This window comes from Streptomyces sp. R-07 (assembly GCF_049913175.1).
In the GTDB taxonomy this organism is placed as follows: Bacteria; Actinomycetota; Actinomycetes; order Streptomycetales; family Streptomycetaceae; genus Streptomyces.
The window spans coordinates 167,688-189,484 of the sequence record NZ_CP183978.1 but is presented as its reverse complement, the minus strand read 5'-3'; the positions used below and the strand labels follow the sequence as shown (position 1 = coordinate 189,484).

Annotated in this window: 21 protein-coding genes and 2 pseudogenes; 13 read left to right on the top strand and 10 right to left on the bottom strand. The window is 71.9% G+C overall.

Annotation, left to right across the window (positions count from 1 at the left end; translation table 11 throughout):
* Window positions 1-18: 18 nt before the first annotated feature.
* Window positions 19-1,242: a saccharopine dehydrogenase family protein gene (locus ACN9M0_RS00985; protein ID WP_366042589.1), complete on the top strand. Its 1,224-nt coding sequence runs from the start codon at window positions 19-21 to the stop codon at window positions 1,240-1,242.
* A 41-nt stretch (window positions 1,243-1,283) separates the two neighbouring features.
* On the top strand, window positions 1,284-1,466 hold the full coding sequence (locus ACN9M0_RS00980; protein WP_426402909.1) for a hypothetical protein: 183 nt from the start codon (window positions 1,284-1,286) through the stop codon (window positions 1,464-1,466).
* Window positions 1,467-1,577: 111 nt separating this feature from the next.
* On the opposite strand, the gene ACN9M0_RS00975 is transcribed toward ACN9M0_RS00980, so the two are convergent.
* From ACN9M0_RS00975 to ACN9M0_RS00945, 7 genes and pseudogenes are all read right to left on the bottom strand, one after another.
* Window positions 1,578-3,467, bottom strand: a complete 1,890-nt coding sequence (locus tag ACN9M0_RS00975) for an SMI1/KNR4 family protein (RefSeq protein WP_426402908.1) — start codon at window positions 3,465-3,467, stop codon at window positions 1,578-1,580.
* A gap of 150 nt (window positions 3,468-3,617) precedes the next feature.
* Window positions 3,618-4,469, bottom strand: coding sequence for an MBL fold metallo-hydrolase (locus ACN9M0_RS00970; protein ID WP_366042587.1), 852 nt, complete (start codon window positions 4,467-4,469; stop codon window positions 3,618-3,620).
* Between the two features lie 228 nt (window positions 4,470-4,697).
* Window positions 4,698-5,150: a hypothetical protein gene (locus ACN9M0_RS00965; RefSeq protein WP_366042586.1), complete on the bottom strand. Its 453-nt coding sequence runs from the start codon at window positions 5,148-5,150 to the stop codon at window positions 4,698-4,700.
* A 229-nt stretch (window positions 5,151-5,379) separates the two neighbouring features.
* Complete coding sequence (locus tag ACN9M0_RS00960; RefSeq protein ID WP_426402907.1) at window positions 5,380-5,691, bottom strand: sulfurtransferase TusA family protein; 312 nt, start codon at window positions 5,689-5,691, stop codon at window positions 5,380-5,382.
* The gene (locus ACN9M0_RS00955) at window positions 5,688-6,353 is read right to left on the bottom strand and encodes a class I SAM-dependent methyltransferase (protein ID WP_366042584.1); all 666 of its coding nucleotides are present in this window, start codon (window positions 6,351-6,353) and stop codon (window positions 5,688-5,690) included. The genes ACN9M0_RS00960 and ACN9M0_RS00955 overlap by 4 nt, the downstream gene beginning before the upstream one ends.
* A gap of 146 nt (window positions 6,354-6,499) precedes the next feature.
* Window positions 6,500-6,760, bottom strand: a complete 261-nt coding sequence (locus tag ACN9M0_RS00950) for a hypothetical protein (protein WP_426402906.1) — start codon at window positions 6,758-6,760, stop codon at window positions 6,500-6,502.
* A 150-nt stretch (window positions 6,761-6,910) separates the two neighbouring features.
* Window positions 6,911-7,926: pseudogene (locus tag ACN9M0_RS00945) on the bottom strand (zinc-dependent alcohol dehydrogenase family protein).
* A gap of 279 nt (window positions 7,927-8,205) precedes the next feature.
* Between ACN9M0_RS00945 and ACN9M0_RS00940 the strand changes: the two are divergent.
* A complete protein-coding gene (locus tag ACN9M0_RS00940) occupies window positions 8,206-9,093 on the top strand; it encodes a helix-turn-helix transcriptional regulator (RefSeq protein ID WP_426402905.1) in 888 nt (295 codons plus the stop codon).
* Between the two features lie 130 nt (window positions 9,094-9,223).
* Window positions 9,224-9,949, top strand: a complete 726-nt coding sequence (locus tag ACN9M0_RS00935; RefSeq protein ID WP_366042582.1) for an SDR family NAD(P)-dependent oxidoreductase — start codon at window positions 9,224-9,226, stop codon at window positions 9,947-9,949.
* Between the two features lie 434 nt (window positions 9,950-10,383).
* Here ACN9M0_RS00935 and ACN9M0_RS00930 read toward each other — a convergent pair whose 3' ends face one another.
* Window positions 10,384-11,655, bottom strand: coding sequence for a multidrug effflux MFS transporter (locus ACN9M0_RS00930; protein ID WP_426402904.1), 1,272 nt, complete (start codon window positions 11,653-11,655; stop codon window positions 10,384-10,386).
* Window positions 11,656-11,846: 191 nt separating this feature from the next.
* Here ACN9M0_RS00930 and ACN9M0_RS00925 point away from each other — a divergent pair, with 191 nt between their 5' ends.
* From ACN9M0_RS00925 to ACN9M0_RS00910, 4 genes are read left to right on the top strand one after another with little or no spacing between them, the layout of a single operon-like run.
* Window positions 11,847-12,656: a PucR family transcriptional regulator gene (locus tag ACN9M0_RS00925; protein ID WP_426402903.1), complete on the top strand. Its 810-nt coding sequence runs from the start codon at window positions 11,847-11,849 to the stop codon at window positions 12,654-12,656.
* A 5-nt stretch (window positions 12,657-12,661) separates the two neighbouring features.
* A complete protein-coding gene (locus tag ACN9M0_RS00920) occupies window positions 12,662-13,240 on the top strand; it encodes an ATP-binding cassette domain-containing protein (RefSeq protein ID WP_426402902.1) in 579 nt (192 codons plus the stop codon).
* A 32-nt stretch (window positions 13,241-13,272) separates the two neighbouring features.
* On the top strand, window positions 13,273-13,764 hold the full coding sequence (locus ACN9M0_RS00915; protein WP_426402901.1) for a DUF2975 domain-containing protein: 492 nt from the start codon (window positions 13,273-13,275) through the stop codon (window positions 13,762-13,764).
* Window positions 13,764-13,988 carry a helix-turn-helix domain-containing protein gene (locus ACN9M0_RS00910; protein WP_366042758.1) on the top strand — a complete coding sequence of 75 codons (225 nt, stop codon included), beginning with the start codon at window positions 13,764-13,766 and terminating at the stop codon, window positions 13,986-13,988. Before ACN9M0_RS00915 ends, ACN9M0_RS00910 begins: the two co-directional genes overlap by 1 nt.
* A gap of 396 nt (window positions 13,989-14,384) precedes the next feature.
* Here the strand turns inward: ACN9M0_RS00910 and ACN9M0_RS00905 are convergent, their stop codons facing one another.
* Window positions 14,385-14,762, bottom strand: coding sequence for a DUF4440 domain-containing protein (locus ACN9M0_RS00905; protein WP_426402900.1), 378 nt, complete (start codon window positions 14,760-14,762; stop codon window positions 14,385-14,387).
* Window positions 14,763-14,986: 224 nt separating this feature from the next.
* Window positions 14,987-15,073 (bottom strand): annotated as a pseudogene (locus ACN9M0_RS00900) (GNAT family N-acetyltransferase); the annotation flags it as partial.
* A 109-nt stretch (window positions 15,074-15,182) separates the two neighbouring features.
* On the opposite strand from ACN9M0_RS00900, the gene ACN9M0_RS00895 reads away from it, so the two are divergent.
* From ACN9M0_RS00895 to ACN9M0_RS00875, 5 genes are all read left to right on the top strand, one after another.
* A complete protein-coding gene (locus tag ACN9M0_RS00895) occupies window positions 15,183-15,578 on the top strand; it encodes a hypothetical protein (RefSeq protein WP_366042762.1) in 396 nt (131 codons plus the stop codon).
* Window positions 15,579-16,117: 539 nt separating this feature from the next.
* Entirely contained in the window at window positions 16,118-17,887 is a 1,770-nt protein-coding gene (locus ACN9M0_RS00890; protein WP_426402899.1) for a CoA transferase, read from the top strand.
* Between the two features lie 394 nt (window positions 17,888-18,281).
* The gene (locus tag ACN9M0_RS00885; RefSeq protein ID WP_426402898.1) at window positions 18,282-19,961 is read left to right on the top strand and encodes a class I adenylate-forming enzyme family protein; all 1,680 of its coding nucleotides are present in this window, start codon (window positions 18,282-18,284) and stop codon (window positions 19,959-19,961) included.
* Between the two features lie 159 nt (window positions 19,962-20,120).
* Window positions 20,121-20,420: a hypothetical protein gene (locus ACN9M0_RS00880; protein WP_366042765.1), complete on the top strand. Its 300-nt coding sequence runs from the start codon at window positions 20,121-20,123 to the stop codon at window positions 20,418-20,420.
* 43 nt (window positions 20,421-20,463) lie between these two features.
* Window positions 20,464-21,720, top strand: coding sequence for a nucleotide sugar dehydrogenase (locus ACN9M0_RS00875; protein WP_426402897.1), 1,257 nt, complete (start codon window positions 20,464-20,466; stop codon window positions 21,718-21,720).
* The last annotated feature ends 77 nt before the right edge of the window (window positions 21,721-21,797 follow it).

Sequence of the window (21,797 nt, the reverse complement as noted above, 5' to 3'; positions counted from 1 at the left end):
GACGAAATGGTGTGTGACATGCGTGTACTTCTCGTGGGTGCGGGCGGCGTCGGAACCGCCGTCACCCGTATCGCGGCCCGCCGTGACTTCCTGGCCCACATGGTCGTCGCCGACTACGACCCGGCCCGCGCGGAGGCCGCCGTGGCCGCGCTCGGCGACCGCGAGAGCCGGTTCAGCGCTCACCGCCTAGACGCCTCGGACGAGGCCGCGGTCCGCCGCCTCCTCGTCGAGGAACGCTGCGACGTGCTCCTGAACGCGACCGACCCCCGCTTCGTGATGCCCCTGTTCAACGCGGCGCTCGCCGCCGGCGCGCACTACGTCGACATGGCGATGTCGTTGTCCGTGCCGCACCCGACCGCCCCGTACGAACAGTGCGGCGTGAAGCTCGGCGACGAGCAGTTCGCCCTGGCCGAGGCCTGGGAGAACGCCGACCGCCTCGCCCTGGTCGGCATGGGCGTCGAGCCGGGCCTGTCGGACGTCTTCGCCCGGTACGCGGCCGACGAACTCTTCGACGAGATCGAGGAGATCGGTGTACGCGACGGCGCGAACCTCACCGTCGAGGGCTATGACTTCGCTCCCTCCTTCAGCATCTGGACCACCATCGAGGAGTGCCTCAACCCGCCCGTCGTGTACGAGAAGGACCGTGGCTGGTTCACCACGGCACCGTTCAGCGAGCCGGAGGTCTTCGACTTCCCCGAGGGCATCGGCCCGGTGGAGTGCGTGAACGTCGAGCACGAGGAGGTCCTCCTGATGCCCCGCTGGGTGGACGCGCGCCGGGTGACGTTCAAGTACGGCCTCGGCGACGACTTCATCGCCAAGCTGAAGACCCTCCGCGACCTGGGCCTCGACTCCACGGCGAAGGTCACCGTCGCCGGCGCCGACGGGCCGGTCCAGGTCTCCCCGCGCGACGTGGTCGCCGCCTGCCTGCCCGACCCGGCCACGCTGGGAGACCGCATGAAGGGCAAGACCTGCGCGGGCACCTGGGTCAAGGGCACCAAGGACGGTGAGGCGCGCGAGGTGTACCTGTACCACGTGGTCGACAACGAGTGGACGATGCGCGAGTACGGTTCCCAGGCCGTGGTCTGGCAGACCGCCCTCAACCCGGTGATCGCCCTGGAGCTGATCGCGGACGGTACGTGGAAGGCGAGCGGCGTCCTCGGCCCCGAGGCACTGCCGCCCCGCCCGTTCCTCGACCTGCTCGGCGCGTACGGATCCCCGTGGGGCCTCCGCGAGGAGAGCTGACCCGCCGGGCCACGATCGGCACCTCGCGGGCGGAAGTCCCCGTGAAGGAGGACGTCTGGGCTGGTGCCGTCCAGCCGGCACGCGGCGCCGGGCACCGGTACGCGCAGGGCCCAGGCACTCGCCGCCCCGACGCGCAGCCGCAGGGGTGCTCGCCGTGGACGGCCAGGACCCGGGCCTCCCTCCCGGACCCGGGCGGCGGTGTCGAGGAGGACCTGGCCCGGTGAAGCGGCCCCTCGGGGACCTCGGTCATTGCGGGGCCGGGCGCTGTAGCCCCGGCCGAGGTGGCGCACGGCGCCCGACGGGTGCGAGGGCCGGCCCCCGGACAGCCTCCCGCCTCAGGGCCGGTGCCGCACGAAGCTGAGGTAGGCGTAGCTCTCGCCCGCGCGCGGCGCCCGGGTCCAGGACCGGGTGGTCAACGTGCGGAGCCTGCCTCGGGTCAGTGCGAAGCGGGGGAGCGAGAGCCCGAGCTCGGTGTGCAGGGCCCGCAGGACCCGCCGCTGGTTGTCCGGCTCGCCGTCCTCCGGGCGGAAGAGCCGCGCCGGGTCCAGGGCCTCGGGCACGGTGCCGGAGCGCTGGATCTCCGTACCCCTGACCGTGAAGGCGTAGAGCTCCTCGCCGTGTTCGGCCACCGACAGATGGAACGCGGCTGCTGGACCGTCACCCGGTGAGGAGCCCGCGGGGTCGCACCACACGACCACCGCGCGGCCGGACGAGGAGGCGGCAGCAGCGGGAGACCGGAACAACGTGTCCAGGCGCCGGTGGGAGTGGCCGTCGAAGGCGAAGGCCCACGCTTCGCCGGAGCGGCCGACGGCGACCACAGCCCGGTCCTCCCAGAGCTCCACGCCCTCCCGCTCGTGGGGCCTGAGCGCCCGCCGGGAAACCGTGTACGGATCCGCGGGCGCACTCAGTTCGGCGCCTTCCTCGCCGATCAGAGCGGGCAGGCGGGCGGGGTCGGCCCCTTCGACCCAGACGCACCGGTACCCGTCGAACCGTTGCTGGTCCGGCTCCCGGTCCGTCAGCCAGGCAAGGCCCGGCGGATCGAGATCCGGCACCGGTTCAGGAAGGGGCCCCGTCTCCCCGGCCCGCGGTGTCGCGAGGAGTTCCCGCCCACGCTCCGGGGTGATCAGGGGACCCAGGGCCGGATCGGCGAGCAGGCCGATCGGGGCGATCAGCAAGGGTCCCGGCGCCTCCCACACCGGCAGCGCGTCCCGCAGCACCCGCCACGCGGCGTCGGTCGCCCCCCACTCGGCGAACTCCCGGGCCTCGGCCACCGCCCGGCCCCACGGACCGGGAGGCGCGTATCGATGGGTGCCGTCGCGCAGCGCGCTCAGGACGGCCTCGGCGGTCTCCCGCTCGACTCCGCGGGCGGTCATCATCCTGAGCCAGTGCTCGTCCCCTCCCGGCCGCGCTGTGTCACGCGCCGGCGCCAAGGCCTGCACCGGGAGGACCTCCGGCAGATAACACGGGTCGGCCGCCAGGTGGCCGGGGTCCCGGGAGCTTCCCGGAGCCAGGAACTGCCGCAGCTGGTTCACGAAGACGGCGCTGCTCGGCCGCCCGAAGGAGGCGGCCTCCTCGAACAGGGGCAGGGCGTCCTCGTACCGTCCGCGCAGAGCGAGCAGGCGGGCCTCTTCCACACGGCGGTCCTGGACGCGCGTGGTCGCGTTCACGAAGTCGGGGCTGCCCGCCCGGACGGAGTGGAAGTGGCGGTACATGGCCTCCATGTACGCACGGAACGACGGGTACCGGGCGGGCAGTTCGCCGCCCCAGCCCTTGTACACGTACAGCGCCCACTCGCCGTCCTGACCACTGTCGCCCGGGTCGAGCAAGGCGTGCGACATGTCGGAGTCCGTCTCGAGGCGCAGCGCCCGCTGCCACATCCCGGCCAGCCGGACGTCCTCCTCGCGCGGGTTGTCGCCCAGACCCTCCTCGTACAGCGAGGTCATGTCGTACGGATCCCGGAACCAGTCGATGTCCGCGGCGCCACCGAGCTGATAGACCCCGGCCATCTGGTCGACGTGCCACCCGTCGCTCACGGCCAGGAACTCCCGGTACGAGGGCGGCAGCCGCCGCCCCAGCCGCTCCTCGGCCGCGACGATCACGCCCTCGTCCGCCCCGGCTCTGCCCAGGGGGACGACGGCCTGACCGTCGCCCTCGTCGGCGCACGGAACCCATTCCTCCTGCCAACCTCGCAGGAACTCGTGCCAGTTGAAGGACTCGCCACTCATGTATCGGATGGTGTCATCCGGCACTGACAGCGGCGTCCGGATCCTTCCCGGGCCCCGAGGCGCACGGGTGGCGGCAGATGTTCCGCTGTTCATCTGCCGGAGCCGGGGGGAGTTGGAGCGAGACGATGCGCCCGTCGCGGCGGCGGCCCCTCACGTCCCCGACGGCCGCGGCTGCTCCGGCGGAACCGAGCTCTCGGCGAGCGCCATCCACTGGTCCAGATCGGCCTGGGTGAACTCTGTCCACGGTGGGATCTCGGGGAGCTGTCGGAGAAGGTCATAGGCCTCGGGGATCTGGGGACCGCGGAGGACAGGGCAGTGGCAGCCGGCGATGACCTCGGCGTTCAGGTGTTGGAAGTCGGTGACGACCGTCCCGAACTTCTGGGTGTCCAGCAGGGCGACCCAGGGGGAGACCAGCCGACCGCCGAAGAACTGGCCGTCGCGGAATTCGTCCGGCGACAGCGCTGCCGTTTCGGGCATGGGGGTCTGCACGTTCGTGGCGAAGGTGTCCACGGACCACAGGGTGCTGGTCTTCCGGTCGAAGAGAGCGCGGGTTGTGGGGTTGTCGTACAGGGGCGGTCGTTTGGCGACCAGGGTGCGATCGCCCGCGTCGATCGTGTCGCCGTCTGTCATGAAGCGGCACCGGTTGATGGGAGTCTCCCACTCCTCGGCCATGCGGCCGATGGAGAACCACGTCGTCAGCAGGGTCGCGTTCGGGCACTCGGCGAGGACCGCCAGGAGGTTGCCGGCATGGTCGCGGTCGTCGTGGGTGAGGAAGATCCACCGTACGTCCAGAGGATCCACGACGGACCAGGCTGCCTCCAACCACTGGGCGCGGACTGCGGGCGCCCCGGTGTCCACGAGGATCGGTTCGGCTCCTCGGATCACCATCGAGTTCATCGGAAAGTGGCCGACCGGCGGGGCCTCAAGGGCCCACGGGATGACGAACGTCTCCTCGGCGATCTTGTACGGCTGCAAAAGGTTGAACGTGTCCATGGTTGTCATTGCTGCTCTCCCTAGGCGGAGTCACCGCAGCGTCCATAAACCAGTCCAGCCCCGTCCCGGACTGTCGTCAACCGCAGAACTCGTGGTGTCGGCTCCGGTGAGCGACTATGACCCGATCACTCTGGGCATCCGGGCCTCGCCCGCGCACGCAACATCGGCGCGCCCGCCATGCCGACGACCGACGCCTGCGAGCCGTCGTCGACAGGACGGACGTCGCCTGCTGCGGCACTAGACCTCCCTCTCTGCACTTGCGCGAGCGATCGTCCAGGCCTGCTGGCTGTACCGTTCGTAGTGGGTGCGGAAGTCGAAGAAGCCCAGCCCATCGACCTTGCACTCGGTGTTGATCTCTTCGAGCGTCCAGCAATGCTCGGAGTAGTCGTCGATGGCGACGCCACCTGCCTCGAGGATGTGCGACAGGAAGCTGCGGATCTCGGCAGTACCGTCAATGCGACCGGAGACGTCGACCTGGAGCGCCCAGGTCGGGTGATGGCCGAGCGCGGAGTCCACCAGCCGTATGTCCTCGGGTTCCCAGTCGGTGAACAGCAGACCGTCCTGCTCGTCCTCGAGGTCGATGTACAGCTTTCCGTCCGTCCAGTACCCGTCCTGGCCACGCATCAGCCGATCAAGCCGCGCGGCTGTCGCGGTCGACTCGCCGGCAGGGAACACGAAGACGGTACGCATCGACGGAGCGTAGATGGCGGCTCAAGGCTGTGGCCAGGAAGTTTCGGCCCAGTCAGGGGTTGTCTCCGTCGAAGGTGGAAGTACGAGCAGCGACTTCGCTGAATGTCAGGATGGCGAGGGACACCGTCGAGGTGCGCCCTCGCCGGCTGCACCGACGCTAACGAACGCAAGCCAGAACACCTCCTCGCCGCCGCAGCGCTCAAGTCTTTCACCCCGGCCTGAGGGGGCTTCAGGCCGTGTGCCAGGGCGCATCCGGCCTGGTGGGCAGGGCGTTCGAGGCGAGTCGGAGGGCATAGACGGGTCGTTCGCCGGGGCCGAGGCTGAGGTTGGTGATGTCGACGGGGCCGAGGTAGTGGTGTCCGGTCATGTGACACCAGGCCGGGAGGTCGAGCGGGGCGGCCGGGTCGGTGGCGATGACGTGTACGACCGTGCCGGCCTCGGCGTCCTGGATGGCTCTGCGGAGGCGGAGCAGGAGCGTGACACACAGCAGACCGGTGCCGTCCACGGTGAGGGCGGGCCGGGGTCCCGGTGCGGCACTCATCGCGGCTTGGTCTGGGTGACACGCCATAGACGTCGGGGCAGGTCGCCCTCTTCGAAGGCGTGGACCTCGTCCAGGGTGAAGCCTTCGGCGAGGGTGTCGACCAAGGGGCGGGGAAAGAAGTGCACGGCGAAGCCGCCGTGCTCGTAGATGTCGTCGCCGTGCGCGGTACCGGCGCCGTAGTGCGCGTCACCGGTATGCCGGACGGTGTAGACGAAGATCCCGCCGGGTCGCAGCACGCGACGGACCTCGTCGACCACCGCGTGGATCTCCTCGGTGGACAGGGCCATGCACAGCAGCATGTGCGCGAAGACCCCGTCGACCGACGCGTCCGCGAGCGGCAGAGGCTCGCGTACGTCATGCACCACGGTGGTCACCCGTTCGGCGACGTTCTGCTCGCGGGCGGCCTCTTGGAGCTGTTCCAGGCCGACGGCGGAGAAGTCGGTCGCTTGGACGGTGAAACCCTCGCGCGCGAAGAACAAGGCGTCACGGCCGTGACCGGCGCCGAGCTCCAGCACCTCCCGACCCCCGGCCGCCCGGAGACACGTGGCGGCGTGGCGGGCGGGCGCACTGGGCTCTTGCCCGTACATGCCGGGATGCGATCCGTAGGTGTGCTGCCAGTGCTCGCGCTGGGCCTCGGCCAGCTCCCGCTCGGGGCCGTTCATCCCTGCCTGCTCCTCTCGCTCCCGGCCGGTGCCGGATCGTTCGTGGGCCAGCCTAGGCCCGCCGCACGAAGGCCTTCGCAAGCGACCGACGCGCGCCGGGCAGGGGCGGGGGCGGGAGCAGGCAGGGCAGGGGCCGGCCGACGGCGTCACCCACTCCCGGTGGCGCGCGTCCCGGCTTGGGTGGTCGCGCGACGCACGAACGCGAGAGCTACGCCGACCGCGGTGAGGGTGCTGTACCCATAGGTGAGGCTCGCGATGATGGCGACGCCCACGACGAGGAGCGGGCCTCCGGCGCCGACGAGTTCGCTGTCGACTTCGGCGGCACCCGTGGTCTGGCTCGTGCGTTTCTCGGGGATGCAGCGGCCCCCGAAGGCGGTGGTGAACCCCGCCGCGTACAGGGGCCACATCCTGCGTTGCGCGGGCGTCGTCCGCCTCCAGAGCTGCCCGCCCGTCGGACGCGTCCGCCCCGGCGGGTCGAGAAGGAGTTCACTTTCCTGGACGCGCCCGACGGGAAGAACGCCTCCGTGAACGCCGCGTACCGCGCCGAGTACCGCTGGTCACGGCTTGAGGAGGGCCTTGATCGCGCGGCGCTCATCCATGGCCCGGTAGCCCTCGGCGACCTGTTCCAGGGGAGGGTGAGGTCGAAGACCTTGCCGGGGTCGATGCGGCCGGTGAGGACGCGGTCGATGAGGTCGGGGAGGTAGCGGCGTACGGGGGCGGGGCCACCGCGCAGGCCGACGTGGGAGAAGAACAGCTCCTCGCCGTCGACCGCGACGTCGTGCGGGACGCCGACGAAGCCGACGCTCCCGCCCGGCCGGGCCGAGCGCAGGGCCTGCCGCATCGCCTGGGCGGTGCCGACGCACTCCAGGACGCTGTCCGCACCGATGCCACCCGTCAGTTCCTTGATCCGCGCGACGCCCTCGTCGCCGCGCTCGGTGACGATGTCGGTGGCGCCGAAGGCGAGGGCGAGCCTCTGCCGGGGCTCGTGGCGACTCATCGCGATGATCCGCTCGGCACCCGTCTCCCTCGCCGCGATCACCCCGCTGAGGCCGACCGCGCCGTCGCCGACCACGACGACGGTGGAACCGGGCTTCACCTCGGCTGCGTCAGCGGCCCACCAGCCGGTGCCCATGACGTCGGACAGGGCCAGCAGGCCGGGCCAGAACTCCTCGTCCGGCGTCTCGTCGAGCGCGACCAGGGTGCCCTGGGCGTTGGGGATGCGGATGTACTCGGCCTGGCAGGTGCTCATGAACTCGCGGTGCAGGCAGTTCGACTGGAAGCCGTTGCGGCAGATGGCGCAGGTGTTGTCCGAGGTCGCGAAGGATCCGACGACGAACTGGCCAGGCCTGAGGGAGGTCACCTCGCTGCCGGTCTCCTCCACGAAGCCGACGTACTCATGGCCCATCGGGTGCGCCTCGCCGGTCGCGTCCAGACCGCGGTACGGCCACAGGTCCGAGCCGCACACGCACGTGACGGCCGTCCGGATGACCGCGTCGGTCGACCCGAGGATCTTCGGGTCTTCGAGCGTATCGAAGCGGATGTCCCCGGGGGCATGGATCACTGCTCCGCGCATGAGGAGTTCCTTAGGTGTCGAGGCGGCCGGCGGACAGGCGTACCGGCGGCGGGGGCTTGTGCGGCCACGGGGCCACGGCGGCACCATGGCCCCGCTGGTCCGGGACGGCGCCATGGGCCCCCGCGGGTCAGGGGCGGGCCGCCGTGCCGACCCGCCGGCCGGAGACGTGCAGCGCCACGTCATCCAGCCAACCGCCCGTCCGGGCGGTCAGCGAGTCACCAGCGAGGGGTGTACTGCCGGTACATCCCTCGCGCGGTCCGCAGGCCGTACGGTCGAGGTGTGGACAATCGTGACGAGGTCCGCGAGTTCCTCACCTCGCGGCGAGCGAAGATCACCCCCGAGCAGGCCGGCCTGCCCTCCGGCAGCAGGCGGCGCGTGCCGGGGCTGCGCCGCAGCGAGGTCGCGGCCCTGGCCGACATGAGCGTCGAGTACTACGCGAAACTCGAGCGCGGCAGCCTCGCCGGTGTCTCTCCGGCCGTCCTGGAAGCCGTCGCCCGGGCCCTCCGGCTGGACAACGCGGAACGGGCCCACCTCCTCCACCTGGCGCAGGCGGCCGACGGCTCGGACGCCCTCGCCCGCCCCCGGCGCCGGGCCGGCCGGCAGGGGAAGCTGCACCGGAGCCTGCAGTGGACCCTGGACGCCATCACCGCCGGGCCCGCGTTCGTGCGCAACGGCCGGATGGACGTCCTGGCCGCCAACCAGCTCGCCCGCGCCTTCTATGCCGATGTCTACGCCGCCCCCGACAATCAGACGAACCTCGCCCGCTTCAACTTCCTCGCCCCCGCTTCCCGGCGCTTCTACCCCGACGGGGACCTCTTCGCGGACGTGGCGGTGGCCATCCTGCGCACGGAGGCGGGAAGAGATCCGTACGACAAGGACCTGCACGACCTCATCGGCGAGCTGTCGACCCGCAGCGAGGAGTTCCGTACGAGGTGGGGCGCCCACGACGTGCGCCATCACGGCACCGGCACGAAGCGGTTCCACCACCCGGTGGTCGGGGAGCTCACGCTTGCCTTCGAAGGCCTGGAGACGGCGGCCGAGCCCCGTCTGACCCTCACGATCTACACCGCCGAGCCCGGCTCCCCGTCCGAAGAGGGCCTGCGCCTGCTCGCCTCCTGGGCGGCGACCCAGGAGGCAGCCCTCTCGCAGACCTCCACAGCGAACTGAAAGCGGCACCCATGCGAGCAGGAACGTTGCCCGCTGCCCGCCGTGGCGGCGCGGACGGACGGAACGGAGCAAGGACACCCGCGTCGCGAGCCCCGGGCACGCGCGCGCGAGACGGAGATGGGGTACGGGCATGAGCCGGATCCTGGTGACCGGGTCCGCGGACGGTCTCGGGCGTGCCGCGGTGGACGCGCTGCTGGCCCAAGGACACGAGGTCGTCGCCCACGCCCGGAACGGACAGCGCGCGGTCGTCCTCCAGGACCTGGTCGACCGCGGGGCAGGCCTCGTCGTGGGCGACTTCACGGAACGGGAGGACGTACGGCGTATCGCCGCCGAGCTGAACGACGAACCGCCGCTCGACGCGGTCATCCACAACGCGGGCGTGTACCGGGGACCGGCCGTCATGCCGGTCAACATCATCGCGCCGTACCTGCTCACCGCCCTGCTCCCCGGGCCGCGCCGACTCGTGTACGTGAGCAGCGGCTCCCACTTCGACGGGCGGCCCTCGCTCACCGGGGTCGACTGGCGGGGCCGGACCGCCGGCTCGTACGCCGACAGCAAGCTGTTCGTCACGACCCTCGCCGCCGCAGTGGCCCGCCTGCGCCACGGAGTGCTGAGCAACGCCGTGGACCCGGGCTGGGTGCCGACCCGCATGGGCGGCCCCCACGCGCCCGACGACCTCGAACTCGGCCACCGCACGCAGGAGTGGCTCGCCGCCGACGACGACCCCCAGGCCCTGACGAGCGGCGGTTACTGGTACCACCGCCGACGGCAGGAGCCGCACCCGGCCGTCCACGACGAGGCGTTCCAGGACCGCCTCCTGCGGACGCTCGCCGAGGAGACGGACACCGCGCTCTGACCGTGCACGAGAGCCCGGCACGCGACCGGCCCCGTGGACCTTCCCCTCGGACGGCCCACGGGGCCGATCGCACGGGTCACCGGCGTATGCCTCGGGGGCCTCACCGTCGGGGCCGGGCCAGATCTCGTCGAGCCGGCGCAGCGTGTCCCGCGACAGGGCCGCGTCGAGCGCACGCCCACACGCCTCCAGCTGCGGCCGGGTGCCGCTCGACGGTTGCCTGCATCTGCGGACCGTCCGGCGGCCGCCCCCGATCTTCCGCAGCACGCCGCCGAGCAGCCCGCCGCCCAGCGGAAGACTCCAACGGGATCAGCCCGATGCCGTAGGGGCGCAGCGCCGGGATCACTTCGAGCTCGATGGTGCGGGCGGTGAGGTTGTACAGGCTCTGCTCGGACACCAGCCCCATGAAGGGACACGCCCCGCGGTGACTCGGCAGGTCAGAGGGGTGCTGTCACCCGCTCGAGAGGCTCGCCCCACGCGCTCGCGCGATGCGGGACCCGGGTGTGGCGCCGGATCGTCACGGCGTGGACGCACGCCGCGAGCGCGGCGGCGGCGACCGTGACCACGCCGAGCGGGACGGCGGTACGGGCGCCGCCGAGGCCGACGAGCGGGGCGGCGAGACCGCCGAACGCGAACTGCGCGAGCCCGAGGAGCGACGAGGCGGTGCCGGCGATGCCGGGATAGTTCGCCAGGGCGAGGGAGGTGGCCGGCGGGGTCGTCGTCGCCGCGCCGCTCACCAGGACGAACAGCGAGACGACGAGGGCCGGCAGGGAGAGCTCGACCAGTGCCGTGACGAGCACGCCGGTCGCCCCGGCCACGCACATGAGGAGGCCGATCAGCAGGGTGCCCTTCTCCGACCAGCGGCCGGAGAGGCGGCCGGCAGCGAAACCGAACCCCATGAAGCCGAGCGAGTTCAGGCCGAACGCGAACGAATAGCCCTGCGGGGAGAGCCCGTAGACGCCCTGGAGGACGTACGTGGCGCCGCTGAGGTAGGCGAACAGCGCGGCGTACACGAACCCGATCACGAGAACGGCACCGAGGAACACCCGGTCGGACAGCAGCCGGCGGAATTCCCTGCCGGTCTGCCGGAACTCACCGGCGGCCCGCTCGTCCGGCGGCAGCGTCTCGCGGAAGACGACCACGACGGCGACAAGGATCGCGGCGCCGGCCGCCGCGAGGAAGACGAACAGGCCGCGCCAGTCGGTGACGGAGGCGAGCTGCCCGCCGAGCACGGGCCCGACGATCGCGGCGAGACCGCCGATCACGGTCAGGCGGCTGTAGTACCGCACGAGCTTGCCGCCGGAGTGGAGATCGCGGCCCGCGGCCTGCGCGATCACGATGCCGACCGCGCCGGCGAGCCCCTGTGCGAAGCGGGCGGCGATCAGTGTCCCGATGCTGGGACTGACCGCGCACAGCACCGCGGTGACGATGTACGCGGCCACACCGATCAGCAGCGGGCGTCGGCGGCCGAGCCGGTCCGAAAGCGGACCGGCGACGACCTGGCCGAGCGCAAGACCGAGCAGGCAGGCGGTGACCGTCAACTGCGCGGTCGAGGTGGCCGCGCCCAGGTCGCCGGTCAGGGCGGGCAGGACCGGGAGGTAGAGATCCATCGAGATCGGCCCGAAGACGGTCAGCAGCGCGAGGACGACGGCCAGGGCGCGGCCGACCGGCCGCTCGCGCGACGCGCTCGGGGTCACGGGCGTGGTCACAGGACTCCCATCGAGGAGAAACGGTTCGGAAGGAGGCGGGGCGCCATCGGCGCCCTGGCAGGCGGGAAGCCTCGCCGTTCTCAAGAAGACCGCGTTCCTCCGCGGTCAGGGAGTCACGCTCGAAGGGTGTACGGGCGGTACATGCCAGCGACGCGGCGAAGGTCGTCGCGCTCCACCTGCTGCGTCACCGGGTGGGCGTCGACGCGGACCGCCAGGTACGTGCGGACCTGATCGCCACTGCACTGGCCGCCGGCCCGGCAGCGCCGGAGGCGATCGAGCTTCTCGGCCTGGCCGGCCGGCCGGTCACCGTGATGGGCATGGCGGTCCCCGCGGCGACCGCCGCCGGTACGGAGGGCGGGCCCACGCGCCGCCAGGTGCTGGAGCGCACCACCGACGCCGTCGTGTTCCATCTTTCGGTCGTCGCCCCCGGATCCGTGGGAGCGGTGGTGGGCGACGTGTGTTACGCGGTGATTCCGGGTTCCACCTCCGGCGGAGGCTCCGACGACCTGGCGGGGAAGGCGCAGAGGATCGCGGAGGACCTGCTGCGCCGGTCCCGGGACGGACTGGGAGGTGCGGTGCTCGGTATCGGCCGCGCGGCGGACGCGTCGCACACTGCCGAGCTGGCCCGGTCCCGGCACGACGCGGACCGGACGTTGCGGGTGCTCCAGCATCGGCCCGGGCGGCGAGTCGCGCGGTTCGCGGACGTCCAGGTCGATGCGCTGCTCCTGGAAGTCGGAGATCATCTCCGCGCCGAAGGCGGACTCCTGGCCGGACCGATCGAGCGCCTGCGCACCCACGACCTGGAGAACGGCACCACTCTGGTCGACACCCTGGCCGCGTGGCTGGACGGTCACGGGAACGTTCTGGGCGCCGCGGCCTCGCTCGATGTGCACCCCCATACGTTCCGGTACCGGCTCCGGCGAGCGGCGGAGATCGCCGAGATGGACGTGAACGACCCCGGAGCACGCTTCGCCGCGATGGTCGAACTCCGACTCGACTGAGCGGCGTGGCGCTGGAGCGCTCGCGGCCGCGTGCGCTCCAGCGCGGCCTCGCCCAGGGCCTGACCGGGGCGAAGCTTGGCAGGCCTGCGTGCGGTCTGCTGTCCGGTGCCGAGCGCGGACAGCAGACCGACGCAGAGGGCGGCGGGCATCGGCAGCGCTCCCGCATCCAGAGAGACCGCGTGAGTACGGAACCGCGCCCCCGCATCCAGAGTGACCCGGGTGGGTACGGAACCGCGCTCGACCATCTGCCCGAACCACCGGATCGCCAGCGACAGGGCGAATACACGGGCCCGCTGGACGGTGGCCAGGGCGATGGTTCCCATCACCACGAGGACCACGGTCAGGGCCGCGATGCCACCGAAGGAACCGCCCAGCCCCATCAGACTGGCGCAACCGGTCGGCTCTCGGGCGGGCAGCAGCAGCGTGGGACGATCGCCCGCACCCTGATCACCCGGCCTCAGGTGGTGCTCAAGCACGAGCCGACCGTCGCCACCGGGTCCCGGCGGATGTTCCTCGTCTCCTCCTCCGGTGAGGGGAGCTACCGGGTCAGCAGGCCTCTTGCCTCACCTATCGAGATTCGATAGATTCCCATCGTAACTCGATGGAGGGATGGTCCATGGGAAAGCTGGCAGTCGGTGCACTGCGTGCCGTGCTCGCGGTGGTGCTGGCCGGCACCGTGCTCGTACAGGCAATGATGGTGTGGGTGCTGGTCAGCGGGAACGACCCGGAGGACGGATCGCTCCCGCTGACCCCGCTGCGCGTGATCACGATCCTGGGCATGGTGTCGGCTCAGGTCGCCCTGGTCTGCGTATGGCGGCTGGTGACGATGGTGCGACGCGGAACGGTGTTCTCCCCTGCCGCCTTCCGGTACGTGGACGGTGTGATCGGCGCGATCGTGGCGGCGGCTCTCGTGTGGTTCGCGGTCACGGCCATCAACGCGCCGGGCCAGCGGGAGGACCCGGGCGTGACCGTGATCATGGCCGGGGTCGGAGTGGCCATCCTGGGGGTCGCGCTCATCGTGCTCGTCCTGCGCATGCTGCTCGCCCAGGCCGTCGCGCGCGACGTCGAAGCGGCGCAGATGAAGGCCGAGTTGGACGAGGTGATCTGATGCCGATCGCCGTTGACATCGACGTGATGCTGGCCAGGCGGAAGATGTCCGTGGGCGAGCTCGCGGAGCGCGTAGGGATCACGCCCGCCAACCTCGCGGTGCTCAAGAACGGCCGAGCCAAGGCGGTGCGCTTCGCGACGCTTGCCGCGCTCTGCGAGGTGCTCAAGTGCCAGCCGGGCGACCTGCTGCGCTGGGAGGAGACCGAGGACGCCGCAGACGGATGACGTGCCGGAGGGGGCACCGCACCTCACCGCCCTGGTCGGCGAGCGCGGCTTCCTCACCGCAACCCCCGTCCTTCCCATGTGGAAGGGCGGGGGTTCGGCCGTTGACGTGCGGCGCACGGAATTCCACCGCAACTCGCTGGCCGCGTCCAACGGGCCCCGAACCCAGGTCACTGCCTGAAGACTTCGCTTCTTTGGCACCCTTGCTGTCATGGTGCCCGGTCGGTGGGTCAGACGTGGCGAGTGGACGCTGCCACCCTCGCCGCGATGGCGGTCACGGCCTCGGGGGCAGGTGCTGCCCCGGCCGGGGCGGACCGCCACCGTGGTGCCGGCCGCGGCGTCGTCCACGAACCCGACGCCGACGACGGTGCCCGCCGGGGCAGCCGACTCGACCGTGTTCTACGGCACAGGCGTGGCCTGGTGGTAGTACATCCGCCACCCGGAGACGTCGTCCAACTTCCGCCAGATCGAGCTCCTCCGGGCCCGTCGGCCATCAAGCGTGGTTTCGAACGTCAGGTGCACAATCCCCGGCGCCAGAACAGTGCCAGTCATCTCCGTATGCACGTACTGGGGGCCATCGTCGGCTGCACCCTGCATGACCGGCAACGCCGCGAGCATCGACTGGCGATCCCACTTACGCCCTGAGGCACCTACTTCAACGAACTCCGGATCGAGGAGTTGATCCGCCAATGCCCTGGATGACCGCCCGGCCGGACTCAGCAACTGCAACTCTCGCTTGATGACTTCGGCCACGCTGCTTTCCAGGTCCATGCTCATGGGAGCATCTTGCCTCAGGTGACCTTGGCTTTCGCAAGCGAGATGTAGCGGTGAAGCCGGCGGCACGCGGCGAGCCGACATCTGGTCCGTTCGTGCTGAATTGTCGAGCCGGGCCGGTCGCTTCATCGAGCCGCCGATCCGGCGGCTCTCCGAGACGTCACCATCGCCCGTCTGGCATGCCCGCAGCACCGCAGGGGCGAGGTGTTGTGACAGCCCCCAGTGAAACCGTTCCGGCGGACGGCAGATACCACGTCGTCGTACAGCTCGGCGCGAAGGATCGGGATGTCGTCCTCGTGCCGGGCTCGGTCACCGTCCGTCCGAAGCGCGTAGCTTCCCGTGCGTTCCCTGCTGTAGGGCCATGGCGCGTCGGTGGCCCCCGAACCCTTGGCGGTCGACCGTGCGCCGTGAGATCGTCCGCGGGTGACCAACGCTGCTGGTGGGGAAACGACCACGGGACGACCGGACGACCGGGCCGCGTCCGCACTGCGCTTCGCGACGGAGCTCGTCGCGTGGGTGGCGACCCCCTGGGCCCTGGCCGGCCAGGGCTGGCTGCTCGCCGCCCTGTCCGTGGTGGTCCTGATCGGCCTACCGACGCTGTTCTCCACGCCGGGGGACAAGGCCAACGTGATCATCCCGGTGCCAGGCTGGGCCACGATCCTGCTGGTGCTGCTCCAGCTCACCGCGGCCGTGGTCTCCTCGTGGCTGGCCTGGCCCACCTGGGCGGCGGTCCCCGTGACCCTGCTGGCCGCCGCCACCCTCGTCACAGAGCGTCCGCGCTGGCGTTGGCTGGTCGCCGCGGACCGACTGGCCGCCTGAAGCACCCCAACGACCGATCCTGACTGCCTCCATGAGGATGCCCAGGACCTTGGCGGCTTGCTCGTGAGGCTGGGTGAGCCAGACATACGAGACGCATAGCGGATTGCCGTCGTGCTCGCTGATCGCGAAGCCGAACCCATTCAGCCGGAACAGGAGGACTTCGACTTCGTCCAGTCCGTCCCACGACCGCTCCACGTGCAGGTACAGCCGCTGGGCCGCGGGCCGCACCGCCAATGTCAGCAGCGTCTCTTGGCGAGTAGTCGCCACCCGGGCGTATCGGCTCCCTGCCTCCCGTACCGCCGCTCCGTACGGTGCCGGGGCCACCGCCAGTGGGATGCTGCTCCCAGGCCCGCGTCCCTCCGCCGTGGCCGTCCCCGTCGGCGTCCCCTCGGACAGTCATGCGAAACCTGGTCCTTGGGGATGAAGCGGTGTCGGTGCCGTGCCTCCGGCCGCCCTCGCGCTGTTCTCTCCGGCGGAAGATCGTTTCGATGTGTGGAGAGGTGCGCGATGCGACGAGGCGGGGAAGGCGGTCGGCGCACGTGAGCCTGACCGACGAGGCCGGGACCAGGACGGTGTCCGCGCCCGCCCGTACCGCCCGAACGGTGGCCGAGGAGCTGCTCGGCCGCACGCTCGACGCCTTGCCCGCCAGCCCTGCGGACCGTCCCCGGTGGACCGTCGGCGGTGCCGGGCCGGTCGGCGTCGACGCGGGTGACGAGCGCGCGGCGCAGGCCGCGTGCGGTGTCATGCAGGTGCACGGCCGGGCCACGGGCACCCCCGCGCCGCTCGTCGCGGACTATGTCTCCACCGTGACCGGCGTTCTCGCCGCCCAAGGCGCGACGGCGGCCCTGCTCGCCCGTGCCCAGGGCCGCCCGCCGCTGCGGACCGGCACCTCCCTCGCCCAAGGGGCGCTCCTGACGGTCACCCAGTACCTCGCCGCCGCCACTGCCGCCGCCGACGACGGCGACCCGCCGCTGCCCGGAAGCGGCACGGGGCTCGCGACGCTCGTCACCGCCGACGCCGCGCGCGTCGAGATCGAGACGCTCGACCCGACGGCCTGGGCCGGGTTCTGGCGCCGATTAGGTGTGTCGCCCCGGACGGCGGGACGCGGCTGGCTGCCCTTCCAGACCCGCTTCGGGACAGCGGTCTGCCCGCTGCCACCGGAACTCCGTGCCGTCGTCCTGGCCCACCCCCTGGAAGCAGTACTCCGTGCGGGCGCAGCGCACGGTGTGTCGGTCGTCGAGGTCGGGGAGACGACAGCGCCGCCCCGCCTCGCCCCCTGGGCCCTCGAACCGGCCCCCCTCGCCCACTCCTCCCACCAGGCCCCGGCCGCGACCGCGCCCCGCGGGGACAGGCTCCCGTTGGCCGGCGTACGGGTCGTCGAATCGGCCCGCCGCGTCCAGGGCCCCATGGCCGGACACGTCCTGCGGATGCTCGGCGCCGAGGTCGTACGCGTCGAACCCCCCGGCGGAGACCCCCAGCGCGCCCTGCCCCCGGTCGCCGGGGGCTGCTCGGTCCGGTTCTCCGCGCTCAACCACGGCAAGCCCGTCGTCGAGGCCGATCTCACCACCCGCCAGGGGCGGGACGCCGTCGGCGAGCTGGTCTCCCGCGCCGATGTCTTCCTGCACAACTGGGCCCCCGGCAAAGCGCGGGACCTCATGCTGGACGCCGACGCGCTGCACGCACTCAACCCCCGCCTGGTGTACGCCTCCGCCTCGGGTTTCGGCTCCGCTCTCGGGACCGTCCCGCCGATCGGCACCGACTACCTGGCCCAGGTGCACGGCGGGCTCGCCGCCGCCCTGCGGCCCGCCGGGGAGGCCCCGGCCCCCTCCCTGATGACCGTCACGGACGTCCTGGGCGGCCTGGTTCTCGCACAGGCCGTACTCGCCGGCCTCCTCGCCCGCGAGTGGACGCACCGCGGCTGTCGTGCGACGTCGTCCCTGCTCTCCGCGGCGGCGCTGATCCCTCGCGCGGACCGGCGGGTGGGACTGTCCCCGCTGGACCGCCCGCTGCCCACCGCCGACGGACTGCTGTACCTGGGGGCCGAGGCGCGGGCCCGGCCCCGTGACGTCGCCCGGACGGTCGGCGCCGTCGGCGCCGACTCGGTGGGGGAACGGCTGAAGAGCCGCTCGACGGACGAGTGGCTGGCCGAACTGCGGGCGGCCGGACTGCCGTCCGTGGCCGTCTGCACCGACCTCGCCGACCTTGCCACGGACCCGGCGTTCACCAGGGCCGTCCTCCCGCCGGACGAGCACCTCCCGTACGCCCGCCCGGCCACGCCCTGGACGTTCACGGAGGAGACCCCCGCATGACCGGGCCCGGACCAGGACCGGCATGGATATCGGCAGGGCACCTCACCACTGCGTGGTGATCAAACAGGACAGGACCCGACTGCTCTCGCGCCGCGTGGCCGACAAGCAGCCGGGTACCTCCGCGCGCTTCCTGCGGCGTCGGTCGGCGGGCGACAGCGTCGGTATGCCCCAGCACGCCGGCAGCGCCGGCACATGGCCCAACACGGAGATCTCCTCGCGACTCCCGATCGGCAGCCGGATCGTCTCGCCGTGCCCGGCCGCCAGGTCTCGTTCGCCACCAGCGTCAGCTTCATGAAGCCCCCCATGCCCCGCATGCCTTCCCATGCCCCCCATGAAGACGCCCCACGAAGACCACCCCACGAAGACCACCCCAGGAACGAGAAGGCAGGACCCGATGACCGCGACGCACACCGAACGGGAGGCCCCCTGGCGCTCCCGGAACGGCCTGGACCTGCCCGACCGGGTCCCCCGTGCCGACCGCAGGGCGTGGGAAACCGCGGGCCTGTGCCCCGACGCCGACCTCTTCACGCTCTTCCGGAGACACGCCCTGGCTTCCCCGGGCCGCGAGGCCGTGGTGGACGAACAGGGCAGCCTCTCCTACGGGGAGCTGCACGCGGAGGTGCTGCGCATCGCCGCCCTGTTCGCGGAGGCCGGGCTCGGCGCCCGGGACGTGATCGCGCTCCGGCTGCCCAACGGGCGCCTCGCGGTGGCGGCGGAACTCGCCGTCTACGCCCTCGGCGCGGTCGCACTGCCCTACCCGCTCGGCGGAGGGGTCCGCGACACCCGTACGCTCCTGGCCCGGTCCAGAGCGGGCGGAGCGGTCTTCAGTGAACCCGATGACCTCGAAGCGGCAGCCGAACTGCCTTGGCTGCGCGCCGTGTTCACGACCTCCACCGATCAGGTCGCCGGGGCGCGGCGGCTGGATCGCGCCACATCCCGGGGGACGTTCCGCCCGAACGACCCCCCAGCCGGGGCCACCGCCCCGGCACGGCTCCTCGTGTCCTCCGGTTCCGAGGCCGAGCCGAAGATGGTCGCCTACAGCCACCAGGCCATGGCCGGGGGCCGGGCCGCGTATCTGCGGGCCCTCACCGCGACCGGAGCGGTACTCCCGACCGCACCGCCCCGCTTCCTCGTTCTGGTCCCGCTGGCCTCCTCGTACGGTTCCCTGGGCGTCCCGGTCGCGCTCGCCGCGCTCGGGGCGACCCTGGTCGTGCGCGGGCGGTTCGACGCCGCCGACGCGGTCCGGGCGATCGTCGAGCACCGGCCCACCCATGTGTTCGGGGTACCGACCATGCTGCGGCGGATGGCGGACCTGCCGCGCCTCCCGGGGGAGGACACCTCCTGCCTACGGGCCGTCGTCTCCAGCGGCGCCGCGCTGCCCGCCTCCACCGCGACCGCCTGCCGGGAACGCTTCGGCGTGCCCGTCGTCACCGTGTACGGCTCCTCGGACGGCGTGAACTGTCATACCGTCGCCCCCGCAGGGGACATCGCCGGCACCCCCGACCCCGCCGTGGCCGTCTTCCGCATCGTCCGGCCGGACGGCTCTCCGGCGGCCATCGGGGAGCCGGGAGAGATCCAGGCCAAGGGACCCATGACCCCGCTGTGCTACGTGGGCGCGCCCGACCTGGACGCCCGCTACCGCACCGCCACCGGCTGGGTCCGCAGCGGTGACCTCGGGGCGCTCGACGAGGCGGGGCGACTGCGGGTCCTCGGCCGGCTCAAGAACGTGGTGATCCGGGGCGGTTACACGATCAGTCCGGCCGAGGTGGAGCGCGAGCTGGGGACCGATCCGCGGATCGCCGAGGCGGTGTGCGTCCCCGTGCCGGACGAGGAGTTCGGGGAGCGGCTGTGCGCGTGCGTACGGCCGGTTCCGGGCGCGCCCGCGCCGCTCCTGAGCACGGTGACCGCGCACCTCGAAGCCCGAGGGCTGGAGCGGCGGAAGTTCCCCGAGTACCTGCTGGTGATGGATCGGGTGCCGTTGCGGCCCACCGGCAAGGTCTGCCGCCGCACCGTCACCGCCTGGGCCACGGCCGTCCTGGGCGCCGGCGCAGCGTCCGGCGTGACGGCCACGTGAACCAGGAGCAGAACATTTCACTCATACAGGGGAAGCGGGTGATTTATAGCGCCTAAGCCTCGAAGTGCGTGCAATCCTAGAACTGCAAACGGAATTTCTGATTCAACTTCCTTCGCGGCAGGGGTCATCCGTGGCCCGGCCAGTTACGGAGCAGCTCCCTTGCGGCGTTCCCTCGTCACTCTCGTCCTCGCCTCCGGCGCCGCGCTGGGTCTCCTTCAGGCCCCCGCGATCGCGGCCGAGGGGACCGTCACCGTCTTCGAGACGGAGGTGCAGCCCCTGACTGCGTACGAGAACCCGAGGGGCTGCCACAAGCTGCCGGGCGCGGCGCACGTGCTGACCAATGCCACCGACAGGCCGGTGCGCATCTACGGCGACCCGTTCTGCCTCGGCCCGTCCCTCGCGGTCGCTCCCGGCCACGGCTCCCACGTGGCGCCCGGCAGTGGCAGCTTCAGCGCCTGACGGCCGGATCACGAGGGGAGCTACCGCAACCATTGGGGGACGCATGTTCACAGAAGTCGCGGTGGTCGGGCTCGGCTACGTCGGCCTCCCGCTGGCCCGCAGGGCCTGCGAGGCAGGGCTGACGACCGTCGGCTACGACATCGGCGCCGACGTCGTCGAGGGGCTGGACCGGGGACACTCCCACATCGAGGACATCCTCGACGAGGACATCGAGGCGATGTACGCCGCGGGCTTCCGCGCCGACACCGACCCCGGCATCCTCGCGGGAGCGCACACCGTCGTCATCTGCGTCCCGACCGGACTCACCCCGGCCGGGGAACCGGACCTGTTACCGCTGACCTCGGCGGTCCGCACCGTGGCCCGTCACCTGGAGCCGGGCATGCTGGTCTGCGTCGAATCCACCAGCCACCCCGGCACCACGGAGGAGATCGTCCGGCCCCTCCTCGAAGCGCACGGACTGCGCGCCGGCGAGGACTTCCACCTGGCGTACTCCCCTGAGCGCGTCGACCCCGGCAACCGCCAGTACACCCTGCGCACCACGCCGAAGGTCGTCAGCGGCAGCACCAAACTCTGCGTCAAGCACGCCACCGCCTTCTACGAGCGACTCGTCGACGAGGTCGTCGTCGCCGCCGGGACCCGGGAGGCGGAGATGGCCAAACTCCTCGAGAACGCCTACCGGTACGTCAACATCGCCCTGGTCGACGAGGTCGCCGTGTACTGCGACCGGGTCGGCATCGACATCTGGGACGTGCTGCGCTGCGCGGACACCAAACCCTTCGGGTTCTCCGCGTTCCGGCCGGGCCCCGGCGTCGGCGGTCACTGCATCCCCGTCGACCCCCGCTACCTCATGACCCACGCCGCCGAACAGGGCTTCACCTTCCACACCCTGGGCGCCGCCCGCGCCGTCCTCGACGCCATGCCGGAGCACGTCGCCCGCCGGGCCCGCGACCTGCTCGTCGCGGCGGGCAAAGACCCCGCACAAGCCCGGGTGACCCTCCTCGGCGTCGCCTACAAGGCCGACATCTCCGACACCCGGGAGTCACCCGCCTACGCGGTGGCCCGTGCGCTGAGCGCCCTCGGAACGCGGCTCTCCTACCACGACCCGTACGTCGCACGCTTCGAAGTCGACGGGGTCCCCGTACCCCGGCAGCGCTCCCGCGAGCAGGCCCTGACAGGCAGCGACCTCGTGGTGCTGCTCCAGGAGCACTCCGAGTACCGGTCAGCCGACTGGGACGCCGCCGCCTGCCCCGTACTGGACACCCGGGGAACGGCGGAGGGGCGACGCGTGGTGCGGCTCTGACGCCGCGTCACGCCCCACAGACCTCCGGTCCGGTCCATGCACGCGTGGACCGGAGCGGGGACAGGCCGTGCGGACAC

What these genes read in the sequence shown, in the direction of transcription:
- ACN9M0_RS00985 (WP_366042589.1), top strand. Translation starts at nt 19, where the DNA reads ATGCGTGTACTTCTCGTGGGTGCGGGCGGCGTCGGAACCGCCGTCACC.
- ACN9M0_RS00975 (WP_426402908.1), bottom strand. Translation starts at nt 3,467, where the DNA reads ATGAGTGGCGAGTCCTTCAACTGGCACGAGTTCCTGCGAGGTTGGCAG.
- ACN9M0_RS00970 (WP_366042587.1), bottom strand. Translation starts at nt 4,469, where the DNA reads ATGACAACCATGGACACGTTCAACCTTTTGCAGCCGTACAAGATCGCC.
- ACN9M0_RS00965 (WP_366042586.1), bottom strand. Translation starts at nt 5,150, where the DNA reads ATGCGTACCGTCTTCGTGTTCCCTGCCGGCGAGTCGACCGCGACAGCC.
- ACN9M0_RS00960 (WP_426402907.1), bottom strand. Translation starts at nt 5,691, where the DNA reads ATGAGTGCCGCACCGGGACCCCGGCCCGCCCTCACCGTGGACGGCACC.
- ACN9M0_RS00955 (WP_366042584.1), bottom strand. Translation starts at nt 6,353, where the DNA reads ATGAACGGCCCCGAGCGGGAGCTGGCCGAGGCCCAGCGCGAGCACTGG.
- ACN9M0_RS00950 (WP_426402906.1), bottom strand. Translation starts at nt 6,760, where the DNA reads ATGTGGCCCCTGTACGCGGCGGGGTTCACCACCGCCTTCGGGGGCCGC.
- ACN9M0_RS00935 (WP_366042582.1), top strand. Translation starts at nt 9,224, where the DNA reads ATGAGCCGGATCCTGGTGACCGGGTCCGCGGACGGTCTCGGGCGTGCC.
- ACN9M0_RS00915 (WP_426402901.1), top strand. Translation starts at nt 13,273, where the DNA reads ATGGGAAAGCTGGCAGTCGGTGCACTGCGTGCCGTGCTCGCGGTGGTG.
- ACN9M0_RS00910 (WP_366042758.1), top strand. Translation starts at nt 13,764, where the DNA reads ATGCCGATCGCCGTTGACATCGACGTGATGCTGGCCAGGCGGAAGATG.
- ACN9M0_RS00905 (WP_426402900.1), bottom strand. Translation starts at nt 14,762, where the DNA reads ATGAGCATGGACCTGGAAAGCAGCGTGGCCGAAGTCATCAAGCGAGAG.
- ACN9M0_RS00885 (WP_426402898.1), top strand. Translation starts at nt 18,282, where the DNA reads ATGACCGCGACGCACACCGAACGGGAGGCCCCCTGGCGCTCCCGGAAC.
- ACN9M0_RS00875 (WP_426402897.1), top strand. Translation starts at nt 20,464, where the DNA reads ATGTTCACAGAAGTCGCGGTGGTCGGGCTCGGCTACGTCGGCCTCCCG.